At 45.4% G+C, this 19,719-nt stretch carries 14 protein-coding genes; 10 read left to right on the top strand and 4 right to left on the bottom strand.

The window, feature by feature from the left end; all coding sequences use genetic code 11:
• Nucleotides 1-145: 145 nt before the first annotated feature.
• The 5 genes from L5M17_RS07745 (at nucleotide 146) to L5M17_RS07725 (ending at nucleotide 8,196) form a co-directional block, all read left to right on the top strand.
• Nucleotides 146-1,945, top strand: coding sequence for an assimilatory sulfite reductase (NADPH) flavoprotein subunit (locus tag L5M17_RS07745; protein ID WP_263146439.1), 1,800 nt, complete (start codon nucleotides 146-148; stop codon nucleotides 1,943-1,945).
• A 99-nt stretch (nucleotides 1,946-2,044) separates the two neighbouring features.
• Nucleotides 2,045-3,742, top strand: a complete 1,698-nt coding sequence (cysI, locus tag L5M17_RS07740; protein WP_263146437.1) for an assimilatory sulfite reductase (NADPH) hemoprotein subunit — start codon at nucleotides 2,045-2,047, stop codon at nucleotides 3,740-3,742.
• On the top strand, nucleotides 3,735-4,517 hold the full coding sequence (locus L5M17_RS07735; protein ID WP_263146435.1) for a phosphoadenylyl-sulfate reductase: 783 nt from the start codon (nucleotides 3,735-3,737) through the stop codon (nucleotides 4,515-4,517). The genes cysI and L5M17_RS07735 overlap by 8 nt, the downstream gene beginning before the upstream one ends.
• A gap of 754 nt (nucleotides 4,518-5,271) precedes the next feature.
• A complete protein-coding gene (mtgA, locus tag L5M17_RS07730; protein WP_263146432.1) occupies nucleotides 5,272-6,057 on the top strand; it encodes a monofunctional biosynthetic peptidoglycan transglycosylase in 786 nt (261 codons plus the stop codon).
• A 402-nt stretch (nucleotides 6,058-6,459) separates the two neighbouring features.
• Nucleotides 6,460-8,196, top strand: coding sequence for a hypothetical protein (locus L5M17_RS07725; protein WP_263146428.1), 1,737 nt, complete (start codon nucleotides 6,460-6,462; stop codon nucleotides 8,194-8,196).
• Nucleotides 8,197-8,257: 61 nt separating this feature from the next.
• On the opposite strand, the gene L5M17_RS07720 is transcribed toward L5M17_RS07725, so the two are convergent.
• Together L5M17_RS07720 and L5M17_RS07715 are read right to left on the bottom strand one after the other, a co-directional pair.
• Nucleotides 8,258-9,814, bottom strand: coding sequence for a S41 family peptidase (locus tag L5M17_RS07720; RefSeq protein ID WP_263146426.1), 1,557 nt, complete (start codon nucleotides 9,812-9,814; stop codon nucleotides 8,258-8,260).
• A 233-nt stretch (nucleotides 9,815-10,047) separates the two neighbouring features.
• Entirely contained in the window at nucleotides 10,048-10,932 is an 885-nt protein-coding gene (locus tag L5M17_RS07715) for a phospholipase A (protein WP_113939007.1), read from the bottom strand.
• A gap of 442 nt (nucleotides 10,933-11,374) precedes the next feature.
• Here L5M17_RS07715 and cobA point away from each other — a divergent pair, with 442 nt between their 5' ends.
• The 5 genes from cobA (at nucleotide 11,375) to cysC (ending at nucleotide 17,152) form a co-directional block, all read left to right on the top strand.
• Nucleotides 11,375-12,217 (top strand): uroporphyrinogen-III C-methyltransferase, encoded by an 843-nt coding sequence (cobA, locus tag L5M17_RS07710; protein WP_173496781.1) that lies wholly within the window; start codon nucleotides 11,375-11,377, stop codon nucleotides 12,215-12,217.
• A gap of 91 nt (nucleotides 12,218-12,308) precedes the next feature.
• Nucleotides 12,309-13,217, top strand: a complete 909-nt coding sequence (gene cysD, locus L5M17_RS07705; RefSeq protein ID WP_263146422.1) for a sulfate adenylyltransferase subunit CysD — start codon at nucleotides 12,309-12,311, stop codon at nucleotides 13,215-13,217.
• An 82-nt stretch (nucleotides 13,218-13,299) separates the two neighbouring features.
• Entirely contained in the window at nucleotides 13,300-14,742 is a 1,443-nt protein-coding gene (gene cysN, locus L5M17_RS07700) for a sulfate adenylyltransferase subunit CysN (RefSeq protein ID WP_219233805.1), read from the top strand.
• A 3-nt stretch (nucleotides 14,743-14,745) separates the two neighbouring features.
• A complete protein-coding gene (locus L5M17_RS07695) occupies nucleotides 14,746-16,470 on the top strand; it encodes an SLC13 family permease (protein WP_263146420.1) in 1,725 nt (574 codons plus the stop codon).
• A 64-nt stretch (nucleotides 16,471-16,534) separates the two neighbouring features.
• Entirely contained in the window at nucleotides 16,535-17,152 is a 618-nt protein-coding gene (gene cysC / locus L5M17_RS07690; protein WP_105251589.1) for an adenylyl-sulfate kinase, read from the top strand.
• A gap of 102 nt (nucleotides 17,153-17,254) precedes the next feature.
• On the opposite strand, the gene L5M17_RS07685 is transcribed toward cysC, so the two are convergent.
• The gene (locus L5M17_RS07685) at nucleotides 17,255-18,094 is read right to left on the bottom strand and encodes a TIGR03899 family protein (RefSeq protein ID WP_198571838.1); all 840 of its coding nucleotides are present in this window, start codon (nucleotides 18,092-18,094) and stop codon (nucleotides 17,255-17,257) included.
• A gap of 144 nt (nucleotides 18,095-18,238) precedes the next feature.
• Nucleotides 18,239-19,447, bottom strand: a complete 1,209-nt coding sequence (locus L5M17_RS07680; RefSeq protein ID WP_263146417.1) for an MFS transporter — start codon at nucleotides 19,445-19,447, stop codon at nucleotides 18,239-18,241.
• Nucleotides 19,448-19,719: the final 272 nt, after the last annotated feature.

Here is a 19,719-nt window from a genome sequence, read left to right as displayed (position 1 = left end):
AAACTTTTAACCAGTGCACACTTTTGTAGCTTAAATTTTGCACTTTGTATATTCCAAAATGGAATTAAAAATCCTATTTTATTCTTTTTTGCTTTTCTTAAACCGCGATAAGCTTGTGGACATTACACTGTCATAGGGCCGTCTCATGTTGTTAAAAGAACTTTCATCGCTGGCTTCGCCATTGTCTCAAGGACAAGTCGAGAAGCTAAAACAACTCACTTCTGAGTTAAGTGCTGTGCAATTGGCCTGGGTGAGTGGCTATCTTGCCGCCACAGCCAATGCGGGCCAATTAGCGCCTGCCGCACAGGCGCAAACGGCTCAAACTGTGACGATTCTCTATGGCAGCCAAACGGGTAATGGCCGTGGTGTCGCTAAAGCGCTCGCCGATAAGGCGCAGGCGCAAGGTTATGCGGTCAATTTGGCTTCAATGGGCGAATACAATGTTCGCCAATTAAAGCAAGAAGCTGTGCTTTTATTGGTGGTCAGCACCCATGGTGAAGGTGAAGCGCCGGATGATGCGATTGAATTACACAAGTTTTTAGCATCGAAACGAGCCCCTAAGTTAGACAATCTACATTACTCTGTGCTTGCGCTGGGGGATTCTAGCTATGAATTTTTCTGCCAAACCGGTAAAGACTTCGATGCCCGCCTAGCGGCACTCGGTGCTAAATCACTATTACCTTTAATTGAATGTGATGTGGATTATGAAGCTGCCGCGGGCCAGTGGCACGCCGATGTATTAGAGGCCGTTAAGCCGCTAATCGAAACCTCGTCCGCCAGTGTGGTATCCATCGGCACCGCTAAAGCGATTGGCGAAAGTGAATTTACTAAGCAAAACCCATATAGCGCCGAAGTGCTTGTGAGCCAGAAAATTACCGGCCGTGGATCAGACCGAGACGTGCGCCATGTTGAAATCGACCTTGGCGACTCAGGGTTAACCTATCAAGCGGGTGATGCCCTTGGTGTGTGGTTTAGTAATAACGAAGTCTTAGTCGATGAAGTCTTAGCGGGTCTGTCATTAGCCGCCGATGAGTTAGTGACCCTTGGTACTGAATCCTTGTCCCTTAAGCAAGCTTTGGTTGATAAGAAAGAATTGACTCAGTTATACCCTGGATTAGTCAAAGCATGGGCCGAATTGAGCGGCAGCGCAGAACTGCTGGCATTGAGCGAAGATAAAGAACAAGTGCGCCACTTTATCCTTAAGCATCAATTTGCCGATTTAGTCACTCAGTATCCGTTATCAAATAACTCAGTAACCTTAAATGCAGCAAAACTGCTTGAGCTACTGCGTCCATTAACGCCAAGACTTTACTCTATCGCCTCAAGTCAAAGCGAAGTCGAAACAGAAGTCCACTTAACTGTGGCCTTAGTGGAAGATGAGCGCCACGGCTCAGCACGTTTTGGCGGCGCGTCACACTTCTTAGCGTCTGCGCAGGAAGGCACGCAAGTTAAGGTTTATGTTGAGTCGAACAAGCATTTCCGTTTACCCGAAAATCCAGAAACACCGGTGATCATGGTGGGCCCTGGTACCGGTGTTGCGCCCTTCCGTGCCTTTATGCAGGAGCGCGTAGCACAAGGGATCCAAGGTGATAGCTGGTTATTCTTCGGCAATCCTCACTTTGAGCAGGATTTCTTGTATCAAACAGAGTGGCAACAGTATTTGAAAAATGGCGATCTCAGCCGTATCGACGTGGCGTTCTCACGCGATCAAGCCCATAAGATTTATGTGCAGCACCGCATTAAAGAACAAGGCCAAGCCCTGTGGCAATGGTTGCAAAATGGCGCGCATCTTTATATTTGCGGTGATGCTGAGCGTATGGCCAAAGATGTTCACCAAGCCTTGATTGAGGTGGCAGTCGAAGTCGGTGGTTTGAATACCGAAGCTGCCGAAGCCTATTTTGAAACCCTGCGCAGCGATAAACGTTACCAAAAAGACGTGTATTAATCTCAACCGTTGCGCAGATAAGAAACGCATAAGAATAGCCAAAGCTGCACACATGATGAGCTGTGCAGTCAGCGAACCGAATTTGAAGAGGCAGTTGCCATGAGTGAGCAAAAGTTAGCGTTAAACGAATATCTAAAGACCGACAGTGATTACCTGCGCGGTACGATTAAAGAAGGCTTAGATTCTGCGGTAACCGGCAGTTTCAGTGATGGCGATCAGCAGTTGATCAAATTCCACGGCTTCTATCAGCAAGATGATCGCGATTTACGTAACGAACGTAAAGAGCAAAAACTTGAGCCTCTATATAGCTTTATGTTGCGTGCCCGTGTACCTGGCGGTATTTGTTCTCCACAGCAATGGTTAGGCGTAGATAAAATTGCCTCGACGCTCACCAGCTCGAACAGTATTCGTTTGACGACCCGCCAAACCTTCCAATACCACGGTATTCCTAAGCGTAACTTGAAGACCATTATTCAAGACTTAGATCGCGAAGCGCTGGATTCGATTGCTGCCTGTGGTGACGTTAACCGTAACGTCATGTGTAACCCCAATCCGGTGGAATCGAAACTGCACGCGCAGGCCTATGCGGTGGCGAAACAACTGTCAGATCATCTATTACCACACACTCGCGCCTACGCTGAAATCTGGTTAGATGAAGAAAAGTTACTTTCGACCGAAGATGAAACCGTCGAACCTGTGTATGGCAAAACCTATCTGCCACGTAAGTTCAAAATGGCGGTTGCGGTTCCTCCCGATAACGATGTTGACGTTTACACTAACGATTTAGGCTTTATTGCTGTTGCCGAAAACGGCGAGCTAGTTGGCTTTAACTTAACGGCGGGCGGCGGCATGGGCTCGACCCATGGCGAAGTAGAAACCTTTCCACGCCTGGCTGACGACTTTGGTTTTATCAAAACTGAAGACGTGATGAAGTTTGCTGAAGCTGTCATGACAGTGCAACGCGACTGGGGCAATCGCTCTAATCGTAAGCGTTCGCGCCTTAAGTACACAATCGTTGACCACGGCTATGAAAAGTTCAAAGCCGAAGTTGAACTGCGTGCAGGAGTAAAATTTGAACCTAAGCGTGATGTCGTGATTGGCGATCGCGGCGACCGTTATGGTTGGGTCGAAGGCGTTGACGGTAAGTGGCATTTAACCCTATTTATCGAAAGCGGCCGCATTAAGGATTTACCGGGCCAGACCCTGCAAACGGGGCTGCGTGAAATTGCTAAGATCCACAAGGGCGATTTCCGCATGACCTCGAATCAAAACATGATCATCGCAGGTGTAGCGGCAGAAGATAAAGCCACGATTGAAGGTTTAGCCCGTAAACATGGTCTGCTGGGCCAAGTGTTGACGCAAACCCGCGGTCACTCGATTGCCTGTGTGGCGTTGCCGACATGTCCATTAGCGATGGCGGAAGCCGAGCGTTATTTCCCTGAGTTTATCGATCATATCGATGCGCTACAGGCAAAACACGGCATCAGCGAGCAAGCGATTGTCGTGCGTATGACGGGTTGTCCTAACGGCTGTGCCCGCCCATTTGCCGCTGAAATTGGGCTTGTGGGTAAGGCGCCGGGTCGTTATAACTTGTACTTAGGTGCAAGTTTTGAAGGGACTCGTTTGAACAAAATGCACAGAGAAAATATCCAAGAGGCGGACATTCTCGCCGAATTGGATGCCCTGTTTGGCCGCTACGCCGTAGAGCGTGATGCAGGCGAAACCTTTGGTAACTTCACCGTCCGCGTGGGTGTAGTGAAGGCGGTGATCGATGCCGCTAAGGATTTTCATGGCTGATATTGAGCAAAAAACCAGTGATAAAGTGCCGACTGTGGTCAGCGCTGCCGAACTCAAGGCATTATTGAGTGCGCCTAAGGCAGAGCAAGCGATAGAGCTTGAACGTATTAATCAGTTCTTAGGTGGATTAAGCGCACAAGAGCGGGTGCTATGGGGCTTAACTTATTTGCCCGGTAATCATGCGCTGTCCTCAAGCTTTGGGATTCAAGCCGCAGTGATGCTGCATATGGTGAGTCAGGCACAGGCGAATATTCCGGTTATCCTCACGGATACGGGTTATTTATTCCCTGAGACTTATCAGTTTATCGATGAACTGACAGAGCGTTTATCGCTGAATTTAAAAGTGTATCAAGCAGTGATGACATCTGCATGGCAAGAGGCACGCTTTGGTCAGTTGTGGGAGCAAGGGGTAGACGGGCTAGAGCAATACAACCGTCTCAACAAAGTTGAGCCTATGCAACGCGCTTTAGCCGAGCTTGAAGTCGGCACTTGGTTTGCTGGGCTTAGACGCAGTCAAGCCAGTACCCGTGAGGCGTTGCCGATACTGGCGATTCATGGTACTCGCTTTAAGTTACTGCCGATTATCGAGTGGTCGAATAAAGATGTGCACCTCTATCTGACTCAATTTGACTTGCCGTACCATCCACTTTGGGACCAAGGCTATGTTTCTGTGGGGGATACCCATTCGAGTAAACCACTCGAATTAGGTATGACAGAGGAAGAAACTCGCTTTAATGGCCTACAACGTGAGTGTGGTCTGCACTACGAAATCTAGTCATTTTATTGATTTTAAATATTAAACGCCTCAACTTAGTTTGGGGCGTTTTTTTATCATTTTAAGATAAGTGGGATTGAATTTAATACTCTGGATTGTCGAGGAAGTTAAGTGATGTCATTTAAGCGTCATTTAACTAAGATAGATTGATATTCATAGAGTTAGTTTGCATTCATTTTTAAATGCTAAAAATGTTGTACATTTTTACTCACAGAGTTATGCACATTGGTTAAGCCTGCGCTATATTTTGAAGTTCCCGTAGATGGTTTTGAAGCGTTTTACTGCGTTAATTGACATGATTCATGTCTTTTATGAGGTTAAGTTGTTGTATATCGGTATTTATGGGCTGGGTTTGCTGTGTATCGATATGGCTTGATTGGATGCAGTGAAAGCGTTGAAAACCTGACTCGCACCTGCGAGTATCAAGCAGTTTGATTGACTTGCTAGCTCTCGTTAATCAGCCATCATTACCTCGGTCAGCTGTCGTCAAAGCTGCCGAGGTCAAGTTAAGTCGACCCCCAGTCAATCTCCAATAGTGATTTGTTCTTGTTATGGTTATTTCTCAACCTATCTTTGATTATCGAGTAAGATATCCTTGGTGTTTCCTTTACTCTCGTAGCATGATCAGCTTGCAACTCGCGTAAAGCTTTAGAATATTTTCTGTAAGCCTAGGTTGCCCCAAAGAATCCTTGTAATGGGATTGACTGGATAGATGAGAAACAAGAAATGAGAGTGTGTGGATGAGATGGTATAAATGACGGCCCCTTTATATGCGATGCGAGATCATGTCAGGCGTCCAAGTGTCAATAAGTCGAGTGACCCAGCACCTCAGAGACGAAAGCGTGGTTTTCGTCGTTTATTGTCTTGGTTATTTAAGGGATTAGTTTGGGTATTTATTTGCTCAATTTTATTAGTGATCCTACTACGATTCGTCGATCCTCTTATGTGGACTTGGCGTATCGAACGTGCCTTATTTCCACCTGCTCCTATCGGTGAGATCAGGCATCAATGGCGCGATTTAGCGCAAATTTCTCCCGAATTACAATTGGCTGTGATTGCTGCGGAAGATCAACGTTTTGTTGAGCATACTGGATTCGATTTAGCCGCGATAAGTTCGGCACTGAAATACAACCAAAAAGGTACCAAAGTCCGCGGGGCAAGTACCTTAAGTCAGCAGGCGGCGAAAAACCTTTTTATGTGGTCGAGTCGCAGTTTCTTTCGTAAGGGATTGGAAGCTTGGTTTACGTTATTGATGGAGTTGACTTGGGATAAGTCGCGTATTCTTGAAGTGTATTTAAATATTGTAGAATTTGGCCCAGGCATTTACGGCGCCGAAGCGGCATCAAAGCATTATTTTGGAAAGTCAGCGGCAAAACTTACCCAATACGAGGCCTCATTACTCGCAGCCATTTTACCCAATCCTTGGCGCTATAAGGTGTCTCCACCGTCATCGTATGTGCAGCAGCGCTCTGCTTGGATCCGTAAGCAAATGCGTCAGCTAGGTGACGTCACGCTTAAAAAAGTCCACGAAGCACGATGACGCTCTGGTGAGGTAGTTTGAGTGAGATGAGCTTAATTTGTCATTGAGTTCTTTGCTTAATCGTCGATGACTTTGAGATGTTTTATTACCGAATTGAAATAAGATTGGAGTTATGTTTAATAAACGTTAATTCTAATGCGTTTTTAATGCTGCGAACTCCTATCCTGTTCGCTTCTGTGTCGGTTTAATGTTAAATTATCGGGAAAATTTTATACCTTAGTTTCGCTTAGCCTAAGCATTTTAAACTGGGTTTGTATTGCGTAGGGCTGAGTTGTTGTGTTTTCTGATTTTGCATTATCTGCGTAAGGGATATGTAAGAGCGGATAAATATTTAAATACCTAAGGTGAGTTCTTTAGGTATTGTTTTCATAAAATTGAATGTCATTAAATGGAGTTTCTTAAATGAAAAAGATTGTGATTGCCGCGGCAATTATTGCAGCAGGTGCTGGTGGTTATTGGTATATGCAGAATGGCGCGGGTTCTAGTGCCTCTGCTAATCCTTTGCTCGACTATGTGCCTGCCGATACGCCGATATTTTCGGGCCAGTTAAAACCCTTCCCGTTAAAAGCGTATTTACAGTCTATTTCTGGAAATTATCAGCAATATCCAAGTAACACGCTTGATGAACTCGGTGTGCAGGATAGCCCTATGGGCAAGTTCTTCGTTAGTATTTATCAGCAGTATATGGATGGGATGAAAGATCCTGCCTTACTGTTAAAAACCTTCGGTTTCCCCGATGAAGTTAAACCTTATATTTATACTTTAGGTGCTTTGCCAGTATTAAAGATTGATGTTAATCAGGCTGAAGCATTTTGGGCTGTATTAGATAAAGCCGAAAAAGACAGTGGTGTAACCCACGAAATGCGTAAAGTGGGCGATGTTGATTATCGCGCTTATGCACTATCGGATGAAAGCTCAGCAGAGAAAGCTGAACTGTTATTTGCCCAGAAAGATGGCATATTAACGATGACTTTCAGCACCTCTATTACCGAGCCTGAGTTATTAGAAATGGCATTTGGTATTAAGAAGGCGCCGCAGTCATTAGCCGCTTCTGGCATATTAGAAGATATTATTAAGACCCATGGTTTTAAAGATGACAGCATTAGCTTTATTAACCATGTGGAAATTGTAAAGGCATTGACCTCTGCAGATAGCAATATGCTAGCTAAGCAACTGACTCAATTTTTTGCTGATGAAAGTGAGGGTGAAGATCCATTAGCTCAAATCAGAACACCAGAATGTCGTACCGAACTGACTGCGATTGCCGCTAACTGGCCGCGTACCGTTGCTGGTTTAACGGCGTTTTCTGTGACTGAAAAAGAAAGCCATATGGCGGCTTCATTTGTTGTCGAAACGAAGAATCAACCTATTCTTGCGGCAATGCAAAAGATGCGTGGTTTTATTCCATCGCATCTGGCGGATATCGACAGCACTATCTTCTCCATGGGAATAGGTCTAGATATCAATGAAATTACCCCTTCATTAACGGCTATTTGGGATGATCTGCAAAAGCCACAACTGACCTGTACACCATTGGCAGAGTTGCAGGCTGAGTTGAGCCAACAGAGCCCTGCTATGCTAGGCATGTTTACTGGCATGGCTAACGGTGTGAAAGGCATGAGCGTTTCATTGCTCGATTTTAAAATGAGCACACAAGATCAAGAGCCTAAGTTAGAAAGCTTAGATGCTTTAGTCAGCCTTAGCGCCGAAAACCCATCCATGTTGTTCAATATGGTCAAACCTTTCGCCCCTATGCTGGCTGAAGTGCAATTAGCCGATAACGGCGATGCTACTGATTTATCTCCAATATTGATGTTGCCTCCAGAGTTAGGTGTTAAGCCAATGCTGGCGATTAAAGGTCAACATTTAGTGGTGTATAGCGGTGATAAAGGCTTAGCTTTAGCCAACAAATTAGCAGGCGAGAAACTGTCAGCGAATGGCATGTACAGCTTGTCTGCTGATTACGGCAAGATGTTTACGCCAGTGCTTACACTGTTAGAAATGAGCGGTGAGCCGATCCCTGAAGAAATGCAAATGCTTAAAGATTACAACATGCGAGTTCAAATGAGCTTTGATGTGAATAAGCAAGGCTTGGTCATAGGTTCAGTCGCCAATTCTAAAGCGACTGAAAAGAAGTAATGCGTTAGTAAACTCATATTTGCTTTAAAAGAGCCTGCAGATTGCTGGCTCTTTTTTTGGCTTAATTTAGCTTAGCTTGAGCCAACTTAGTGTGCTGTGCTGGCAGTACAAGTTGTGCTTTTGGCTTGGCGGAGCGCATTAAACTAACGAGCCCTTGCCATTGAATATCACTGTTCTGAGGGAGCAAAATATCCGGTTCAGTCCCGATACCGGACAGGAGTTGCCCCTGTGCATCATAGGTTAACGAACTGCTGAATCTTATGTTTAATCCACTGTTTGGCAGTTTGAAATGATACTGACGTGCAAAGTCGCCTGAGGTTTTTTCACCAATCAAATTTGCCCTAGACCAAGATTTAGTACGATAGGCAATCCACTCGCATTCTTGGCGACAATGGGGACTCACGAGTAGAGCTAAGCGATTTCGCCCTTCAGGAGCCACCGCAGGCTTAGTGCGAACATACCAAGGGCTGAATTTCTCTTTATCGACAGAGGGTAAGTTACGGGTGAGAGATTTGAGCTTAGGTTGACTGTACTCTAACGCATCCAGAGGCATAAAATTGAGCGGCTGTAGATAGTCATTTCTCAGCTCTGGTGAGCGGCGATAGTGCGCAAATCCCATCACGTTAGGTGCTAAAGTGTTATTTAAATCCGCATCTTGATATCGCGACAGCATAGTCAATAATTTCGGACTAAAGCCACTGGCATCACGTAAATCAATGATCAGTAATGGATGTGTCATGCCTTTGAGCAGTTCTTGCTGTTGTTCTTTATCTAATTCAAAGGCGTAGAGATCGCTGATCTTAAGTTTGACCGTCGTATTGTTGACCGTCTCTAATTGATTTGGCATGTCTTGAAATTCGGTGCGTTCAAATTGAGATAATTGGTTAATAAACTCGAGCACATTAATATCTTGAGTCTCGTCTTTTTCACTGATAGTTGCTAATTGAACTTGCGGTTTATGGCTTGGCAGGGCGAGAGTCACCTGCTGGCTTTGCAGGTCATCATTAATTAGCGTAATGACTACATAGGGCTTTATGCTGAGTCCTAAGTCTTCGCGCAGTAGGTTAAGTTTTTTCAGCCAAGGTAACTGCATTTCTTGGCTCTGTTTTGCCGGCTCAGGTAAGTAGGCTTGGCTGGTCGCTACCCATTTGCTCATAGGTAAACCATCGATATGAGTGATAAAGGGGAAGTCGTTGTTGACTGGATTATTACCGTTATCCAAGGCTAACCATTGGTCGTTGACTGGCCTTAGCGTTAACGGGAGATCGCCGCTTTGATCATCGAAGTTATGCACTTGAGCGCCTGGATCTTTGAGGGTATTGAGTAATTTAGTGACTTCAGCAGCAAAGCGATCATTGGGAGTAATATCTTGATACTGTTCAACAATAAGGCTAGCCATAAATTTAAGCTGCGGGTTGGCTTTGTCGGCCGTTAAGGCATAAAACGCTGAGTGTTGCTCGATTTGATCCAATAAGGCATAGAGATCTTGGCGTACCTCTTGTGCATTCAGCACTGGTGCAGCGCTATCTTTTGGCACAGCGAAAAACGCGAGCTTAAGTAAGCTCGCGAAAATAATGACACTGAGTAGCATGACTATGCTGCGGTAGCTAAAACTCATATTCCTCCATGATGTTAAGGCTCTGCTTCAGGGCACAAAAAGGTGTGCGACTATCGGCTTAAATGCCATTCGGATCAATGTAAATCGTCCCGCTGAGCCATAAACTCAGGTCCATCTGAGCAATTTAGCAGCAGGTTTGGTAGATTAGCAGCAAATTATGGTCGATTTTTGTACTTAGTCACTTTATATACCCAAACAATCTTAAATAGCGGGATCAAGTGGGTATATCTTTCTTAAAGAATATCGTTGAGTGAAATTCCGATACCAATACGTTGATTGTGATAGTTGTAATCGATTAGGCTTTCGCCATAACCATTAAAGTATTGAGTATAAAAGCGTAAGTTGCCGACGATAGGATGACTCCAAGTCAGTTCTGCTGAGCCTCTGTCGATATCTTCTAGATTCGTTTTAACGGTTAAAGTGAATCTATGTTCATCGATACCATAAACGCCAATAAACTCTGCTTTACCTATATAGTCATCAATATTAGGGTTATCGTCGCCGCTGGCTTTATATGGATCTGTCTTTTCATCTTCAGGAATACGCCACCACACTTTGGTGGAGAAGGCGAGTGGGCCTGCATCAAAAATCATAGTGGCATAGAGTCGATTCCAACTGCGGGAAAGTGGCCCTGCTTTACCATTCGATTGATGTACGGCACCAAATCCCCAAAAGGAATTGGTCACACTGCCAATTTTCCAATCGTTATTAAACAGCATAAAAACTTCAGGTTCGTGATTGGTTTCCCTAAAAGGCGATGAAGTGTCTTTGTTATAAACCTGCCAATAGGATTGATTGGTGTAAGCAAAAAATAAATGGCCATTATCACCAAACACATTGTACCAAATAGGAAATTTAAAACTGATTTGGAACTTAGCCTCAAACTCATCTAATGAATAGGGGTTGAGTATTGCATCTTCGGTGAAAGGTGCCATGTTGGGATCTGGGCTGTAGGTGACTGGTAAAAGGTAATTCACTTTATGTGGCGTAATCACAAAAGGTAGATCCGCCGTGGCAAGTTCATCTTTTACTCTTCCTTTGACTAATGATTCTTCGGCATTTATGTCCGTACAGGCTAATAGCCCTGCCAATGCAATACCTGAGTAAAGTGGTTTCATCTGCCCTCCTTGATGTGTTTATTTATTTGTCAGTCGTACTCAACAAAGATAGTTATTTCCAGCTTAACATTAGAAAGTGAATTTATGGTTATGGAAAAATCCGGTGTCACTTAATGACAAATCTTGTAGTCAGCCATTTTTAGTCCCATAGAGACATGTTTAGGTAGAATTTTTGGCAATAACATAGTGCCAAAATCATGCACTTAGCGGACAGAAATTATTTTGATGCAATTCGCTTAATCTTATTAAGTCATTTTTATTTCAATGGGTTAACTTGGATTTAGGGCATTTTTGATTTTGAAACCCAAGGTTTTCCCCACTTTAAGTGAGTGGTTACTCATTCTTTTATATCTAAATGATATAAAAACTAATAATTATCTATTTATTATGGAATATAAGACGCGCTATATTTCTACAGACTAAAGTGATCTTGGGGATTCTGATGGAAATTTTCTCTTTACCGGGCCAAGCGGCCAAAGGCAAAGTCTGGCTGGTGGGTGCCGGTCCCGGCGACGTTGAGTTATTGACGTTAAAGGCATGGCGCATCCTTAAAACCGCTGATGCAGTGCTATACGATGCTTTAGTCAGCCAAGATATCCTCGATCTTATTCCCAAAGACGCTGAGAAGATTGCCGTAGGTAAACGTGCGGGCAAGCATAGCGCCGCACAGGACGAGATTAATCAGTTACTTGTCACTAAAGCCTACACCCGTAAAAATGTGGTGCGCCTTAAAGGTGGCGATCCTTTTATTTTCGGTCGCGGGGGCGAAGAGTTACAAACTTTAGTTGAAGCTGGGGTTGAGTTTGAAGTCGTTCCCGGCATTACCGCTGCCAGCGGCACGTCAGCCTATGCGGGAATACCCCTAACCCACAGAGACCATGCCCAAGGCGTCACTTTTATCACTGGCCATTGTCAGTTAGAGAGTCGTCCTATGGATTGGCAAGGTTATGCTAATCCTAACAATACCTTAGTCGTGTATATGGGGATTCTGAACGCAGGCATTATTCGTCAAGGTCTAGTCGATGCGGGCCGAAGCCCTGAAACGCCCGTGGCGATAGTGTCAAAGGCAACCACTAAAGAGCAACGTCGTTTTATCGGCCGTTTAGGTGAGCTTGAACAGCTTGCCGCCGATCCAGAATTACAAATGCCAGCTTTGATGATCATAGGTGAAGTTGTCACGCTGAGTGACACCTTGCATTGGTTCAAACCTGAAGCGATTGAATCGACTCAGGTCAGCGATGAACAGACTCAATCGGTTAGAGTCTCGGGCGCGTCGATAAGCTAAGCCGTAAACAGTTAAAGCTATTAAGCAGTTAAACAAATTAAGCTAATCCATGCTGTGGTAACACGGCGAATTTAAGGTAACGGAGAATAGTATGGCCGGGCGTGAACTAAGCCACTTACAACAACTGGAAGCTGAGAGCATCCAGATCATTCGTGAAGTTGCAGCCGAATTCGATAATCCTGTGATGTTGTATTCCATCGGGAAAGATTCTTCCGTTATGTTGCATTTAGCACGTAAAGCCTTTTATCCAGGCAAGATCCCATTCCCGCTACTGCATGTCGATACAGGTTGGAAATTCAAAGAGATGATCGCGTTTCGTGATGTGCAGGCAAAGAAATTTGGCTTCGAGTTACTGACGCACATCAACTCAGAAGGTTTGGCGCAGGGAATTAACCCCTTCGACCATGGTAGTGCGAAACACACTGACATCATGAAAACCCAAGGTTTAAAGCAAGCACTTAACCAATATGGTTTCGATGCGGCTTTCGGTGGGGCTCGCCGCGATGAAGAAAAATCCCGCGCCAAAGAGCGCGTGTATTCCTTCCGCGACCGTCACCACAGATGGGACCCTAAAAACCAACGTCCAGAATTATGGCGCACCTATAACGGCGCAGTGAACAAGGGCGAAAGTATTCGCGTGTTCCCATTATCTAACTGGACTGAGCTGGATATTTGGCAATATATTTATCAAGAAAACATTGAGTTAGTGCCTTTGTACTTTGCTGCTAAACGTAAAGTGGTTGAGCGCGGTGGTCAGTTAATCATGGCCGATGACGAGCGGATGAAGTTAGCCGAGGGCGAGCAGATTAAAGAAGCAGTGGTGCGTTTTAGAACCTTAGGTTGCTACCCACTCACGGCCGCCATGTATTCTGAGGCCGACAGTCTAGAAAAGATTATTGAAGAAATGCTGTTAACCCGTTCGAGCGAACGTCAGGGCCGATTGATCGACTCAGATCAAAGCGCCTCTATGGAGCAGAAGAAGCGTCAAGGCTACTTCTAATCTCTACAGGGTTAACCCTATTTCGCGAAGGTGGCGCTAATCAGCGCGATCTTCAGCCAAGCAGATCAAGAGTGAGAATATGATGGACAAAGCGGTCAATAAAACCAATCTCATGGCGGCAGAAATTACCCTCCATGGTGTGAAAGAATATCTAGCCCTGCAGCAACACAAAGGCTTACTGCGTTTTTTAACCTGTGGCAGTGTTGACGATGGTAAAAGTACCTTAATCGGCCGTCTGTTACACGACAGCGCCCAGATCTATGAAGATCAATTAGCGAGCCTAAAGAGCGACAGCGCTAAGATGGGCACCACAGGTGAAGCCATTGACTTAGCCTTACTGGTGGATGGCCTACAAGCTGAGCGCGAGCAGGGCATCACTATCGATGTGGCTTATCGTTATTTTTCAAGTGATAAGCGCAAGTTCATCATCGCCGATACGCCAGGGCATGAGCAGTACACTCGCAACATGGCAACGGGTGCATCAACCTGTGATTTAGCGGTGATTTTAGTCGATGCCCGCTACGGCGTGCAGACTCAGACTAAGCGCCATGCGTTTATCGCGTCATTACTGGGTATTCGTCACTTTGTTGTGGCCGTGAATAAGATGGATTTGCTTGGGTTTGACGAGCAAGTATTCAACCGTATTCGTGCCGATTTTACGGATTTTGTTAAAGATTTCGGTAATCTCGATATCCACTTTGTGCCGTTATCGGCGCTTAATGGTGACAACGTGGTTGAGCGCAGCACCCAAAGCCCTTGGTATCAAGGCGGTACACTGCTTGAACTGTTAGAAACCATTGATACTCAGCGTGAACTCAGCTCATTGCCTGTGCGTTTCCCTGTGCAATATGTGTCGCGCCCTCACTTAGATTTTCGCGGTTTTGCGGGCACTTTAGCCTCTGGCATCATTAATGTCGGCGACGAGTTAGTCGCTTTGCCATCGGGCAAACGCAGCAAGGTTGAACGTATTGTGACCTTCGATGGTGACATACAAGAAGCGGTTGCAGGCCAAGCTGTGACTATCACGCTGGAAGATGAAATTGATATTTCCCGTGGCGATTTACTGGCAAAACCCGATTCTGCGCCAGCCGTCGCTAACGTGATCAGCGCTGACATAGTGTGGATGGATGAAAAGCCATTACAACTTGGTCAGTTATACGACATCAAAGTGGCCGGTAAGAAGACGCAAGCCTCTGTGACTGCTATCGATTATGTGGTTGACGTTAATACCTTAGCACGCAGTGCGACGGACACTCTTGGGTTAAACGCCATTGCGCGTGTGACCTTAGAACTGACCGAAGACATAGTGTTTGATGCATATTCGTTAGTACGCGATACCGGCGGAATGATCTTAATCGACCGCCTGAGTAATGCGACGGTTGCCGCGGTTATGGTGGTGTCGGGTCAACATGTTAACAAGCAAACAGCATCACAATTTAGTGCCTTTGAAGTCGAGTTTAATGCCTTAGTGCGTAAACACTTCCCCCATTGGCAAGCGATAGATATCACTAAGCTTGGAGCTTAATTTGTGAGTGACTTGTGGCTATTAGCGATTATTTTGATAGGGCTTGTGGCTGGCTTAATTAGTGGCCGTATCAATCCAGCGGTATTGTTTTTATTTGCATTTTTGCTCTGTTATTTGCTTGGCATGGTTGCGCTCGATACCGCATTAACAAGCTTTACCAATATTGGCTTAGTCACGCTTGTCCTGTTGGTGTTGGCCGCGACAGCATTAGAAAAAACGTCCCTGCTGGGAAAGTTGAGTCAAGTCATAGGCAATAGTTCTTTGCCTATGACAATCGCAAAGCTCGGTTTTTCGACGGCTTTACTGTCGTCATTTACCAATAACACTGCAGTTGTGGCATCACTGATTGGTGTTGTGCGCCGCAATCAGGCACACGCGCCGGCTAAGTTATTATTGCCGTTAAATTATGCGGCAATTTTAGGTGGCACACTGACCCTGATTGGTACCTCGACCAACTTGATTGTGAACTCCTTTGTGGAAAACGCCGGCTTACCCGCCTTAGGGTTCTTCGAGTTTACACCAGTTGCAGTGGTGATCGTCGTCGCAGGCATCTTGTTACTGACCTTACTGGCGAACATTCTGCCCGACAGACGGGAAGAATCAGGTGAAGAAGCGCTGCCATATTTGCTCGAAGCCCATGTGGCGAAAGGTTCGTCCTTGGTCGGTCGCAGTGTGGTGGATAATAAACTTAGGGCGCTGAAAAAGTTATATCTGGTTGAATTAGAACGCAGTGGCATTTGTATTTGCCCTGTGCCGCCCCAGTTAGTGTTGCAAGCGGACGACGTGCTGCGCTTTAGTGGCGCGGTGGAATCGGTTGAGTTATTGCACCAATTCGATGGTTTAGATTGGTTTGGTAAACATCAAGCCAAAGGACAAAATTTAGTTGAAGCTGTACTCGCACCGTCATCCAGTTTAGTGGGCAGTTCGTTGAAAGCATCGCGTTTTCGTGAGCAATTTGATGCGGCTGTGATGGCCATTCGCCGCGGAAATCATCCGCTGAAGGGCGGACTCGGTGACATTATTCTGCAACCCGGTGATGTGTTGTTATTGACGCCAGGTGATGGTTTTAGCAATAGCGCAAAATTAAGTTCAGAATTTGCGGCGATTAGCGGCTTAGATTTGAATGTGCGTCTGGACAGTCGTCGTGGTCGTTGGGTATTGCTGGGCTTTGCGGCAACGATCATCCTGAGTGTCACTGGCATATTACCCTTGGCTAAGGGTTTAGTGATATTGCTGCTCAGTTATTTTGCCATAGGCGCAGTCACACTGGCTGAGCTTAAACGCCGTTTCCCATTGGAATTAGTGGTGATCGTGGGGAGTGCATTAGGGCTTGCCAACTTGATGATGAGTACAGGCCTTGCGAACAGTTTAGCCCAAGGATTACTCTCAGTTATTAACGGTTATGGGGTATTTGGCGCTTTTGTCGGCGTGTATTTAATGACTTTATTGCTGACTGAACTGGTGACCAATAACGCAGCGGCGGCGCTGGCGTTTCCTATCGCTTACGCGATTGCGCTTAATTACGGTGTCGATGCAAGGCCCTTTATTATGGCCGTTGTCTTTGGTGCCAGCGCGAGCTTTATTTCACCCTACGGCTATCAGACCAATTTGATGGTATTTAATGCGGGTAATTATCGCTTCAGTGACTTTGTCCGCCTTGGATTGCCGTTATCTGTGCTTTATTCCCTGATAGTGATATTTATGGTGCCGATCATCTTTCCATTTTAGTGATTAGCTTGAGTTTATTGCCCTTATGTTAGCGGTTAGTCAACATGGGGATTGAGGAGTTTTTATGACAAATATCGTGTGGCATCAACATCCTGTAGACCAAGCCGCCAGAGCCGAGCAGAAAGGCCAAAACCCGGTACTACTTTGGTTTACCGGACTTTCTGGCGCGGGCAAGTCAACACTGGCGGGTGCATTAGAGCGGGCGTTATTTGAGGCGGGATTCCACACTTATTTACTCGATGGTGATAATGTGCGCCATGGCCTGTGTAAAGATTTAGGGTTTACGGTTGAAGACCGTGATGAGAACCTGCGTCGTGTGGGTGAAGTGGCTAAATTGATGGTGGATGCGGGGCTTGTGGTGTTATCGGCATTTATATCACCGACCCGTGAAGAACGTGATGGTATTCGTGCCCGTTTTCCTGCGGGGCAGTTTATTGAAGTGCATGTAGCTACGCCTTTGAGTGTGTGCGAGCAGCGTGACCCTAAGGGGTTATATGTGAAAGCGCGCAGTGGCGAGATTAGCAATTTCACTGGTATTTCATCACCCTATGAAGCGCCATTGGCCGCCGAGTTAACCATAGATACCAGCAAAGGCGATTTAGTGACTCAAGTACGCGCCTTAATTGATTATCTGACGGCAATCAATGTTATCAATGCCGATAAGGCAAAAGCGCTAGCTTAACATTTAGCCCTTATCTTGCTTAAAAGGAGCCTTTAGGCTCCTTTGTTATTCCCGGGCTTTACCGCCTATACCATTGATTCATAATTTTTTATGGCGTGAGCATTATTCTATTTTAAAGTCTTTAGCAAATAAGAGCTGCAGAGCCTTCAAGTATTCTTGATCCGGCTTAGGTTGCACGAGTTGGGCGAGTTCATCACCAATCGGTGTTAAGCGATAATAGCTAAAAAGCAGATTACCGCTCTTGGGCGTAAGCTTCATTTGTATGCCTTGTAGGGCAAATTGAATCGGTGTTTTGTTATTGAGTAGGCCGGTTTCGAACTCACTGCTGTGAAGTATTCCCGCATCGACTAAGGTCAAAATACTGGAATAAGGTAGCCCAAACTGGGATAAGCCTAAATTGACTGAGGTGCTTTTACGGAAATACTGGCCAATCCCACCTGACAAGCGGTAGCCACTGATGAGTTTTAGGCGCTGCTCGTTATTTACCTTAGCCGCCATGCCAAGGGCTTTTTCAAGAATTTGTGCTTCTCTGTGAGTCAGTTGCTTGAGCAGCGCTAGGGTACGTAGACTGAAGTTTCCCGGATTCACTATTTCGCTCGACAATATCCGAGCCCACAAATCTTGCATCTTACGGTTATGGATTTGTTCCGCCATCAAGAAAAATTGATGGCTCCAATCGGGATCAAGATCGACCCCAGTGACATCTGAGTGGGTATAACTGAGGGCTAAGGCAAAAATGGTTTCCACATTGGCCTGATATTCGCTCGATAACTTTCGTGCTCTATGTTGAGCTCGCTCGGCAATTGAGGCGTTCGCAGGGCGATATTCTTGCTCACTGGCGAGCCCTAATTGGCGACCAAGTAGCAGGGCTTTTTTGCGAGCGGATACCTCGGATGCTGACTCGCCTTCTTCTGCCAACAGTAAAATATCTGAATCCTTCATCGCGTTATTAATCCTTGAGCCTACACTGTGGTTGAGGTGAGGGTTTAGTGAACTCTTACATTCGGTTGTAGCTTACTTTAGATGATCATCTCTTTAGTTTGAGCATCTCGTTAAGCCAATTCTTTGGTTCGTTATTATGCCGTTTTATTTAACGACTTTAGCGATTGATTTCGCACTTTTAGTTGGCCAAGACCATAAGGTTTCATTACCCGGTTCAGGATGGCGCGGAACATTCAGCGCTAGCAGTAACGAACATACGGCAAAGCCCGCCCCTATGTAAAATACAAAGGCGGGATCGGTTAACCATAATAAGCCCAAAAGTACAGGAATAATCACTGCGGCTATGTGGTTTATGGTGAAACTGACTGACATAGTGGCGGCAATGTCTTTGCTGTCGGCGATTTTTTGAAAATAGGTTTTCATCGCAATTGCCATCGCAAACAGTAAATGATCGATGACGTAGAGTGCTGCCGCCATATGGGCTTGTTCGACTAGGGCATAGCTGATAAAGACTAAGATGAGTCCAATATATTCCACAGTAAGCGCATTACGCTCACCAATACGTCCAATCAAACGACCAATAGCAGGCGCAAACAGTAGATTAACGGCATAGTTGATTAAGAACAGCGCAGTGATTTCACTGACGCTATAACCAAACTTTTCAACCATCATAAAGCCCGCAAATACCATAAAGATTTGCCGCCTCGCACCTGAAAAAAAGGTGAGCAGGTAATAGAGCCAATAGCGTTTACGCAGTATGATTTTTTTGTGTTGTATTTCCGTTGTCTCAAACTTGGGGTAATACCATGTTATGGTTAGCACAATGATGAGACCTAATACGCCTATAATCAAATACATATGCAGGTAGTCTAGCTTCAACCAAGTCATTACTAGCCAAATGCTGGCATAACCGACTAAAGCGGCCGCCGAACGCCACGCCAGTGCTTTCCCCATAAATCCAGCCGCGTCTTTTTTATCGACCCATTGCAGCGTTAGCGATTGGTTGATGGTTTCAAAATAGTGAAACCCGACAGACATCAACACAGTCGTTAGATACAGGCCTATGACCTGAGGAAAGAAACCTGTTACCGCTACGCCGATACATAAAATGGCGAGCGAGAGCAGGGCGAAGGCTTGTTCTCGAATGAGCAGCAGCACAAAAATTGCCGTAAAAGCCAAGAAGCCGGGGATTTCGCGCAGGCTTTGTAACATGCCGATTTCAGCACCAGTGAATTGGGCTTTCTCAATCACGAAGTTGTTGAGCAATGCCTGCCAAACGGCAAACACGAGTGACATAACAAAGGTCATCCACAGCAAGAGTGTTTTAGGATCTTTTGCTTGAATAGCTTTCATGGATAAGGGACTCAGGCGATAAGTGTTCAAATGCTAATGCTTTTTTCTTAGGTTGGCTATATAAGGTGTGACTTATCCCTTTCAATTTTGTAACAATGTTTAGGCGAATTAACTCCCTCGGTTACAAAGACGCTAAAGCGAGAATATACCTAAGGCGTTATTTTTGTGAGGCAGTTAAAACTACCGCATATACTTGGGGTGTTTGGCGCTAAGCCTGTGATCTATTTCATGTAAATTGGCGGGTAAATCACCTAGTATGAAATATCATAATT

The organism is Shewanella sp. SW24, assembly GCF_025653395.1.
In the GTDB taxonomy this organism is placed as follows: domain Bacteria; phylum Pseudomonadota; class Gammaproteobacteria; order Enterobacterales; family Shewanellaceae; genus Shewanella; species Shewanella oncorhynchi.
The sequence above is the reverse complement of the archived record's forward strand: the minus strand, read 5'-3'. Positions and strand labels throughout refer to the sequence as shown.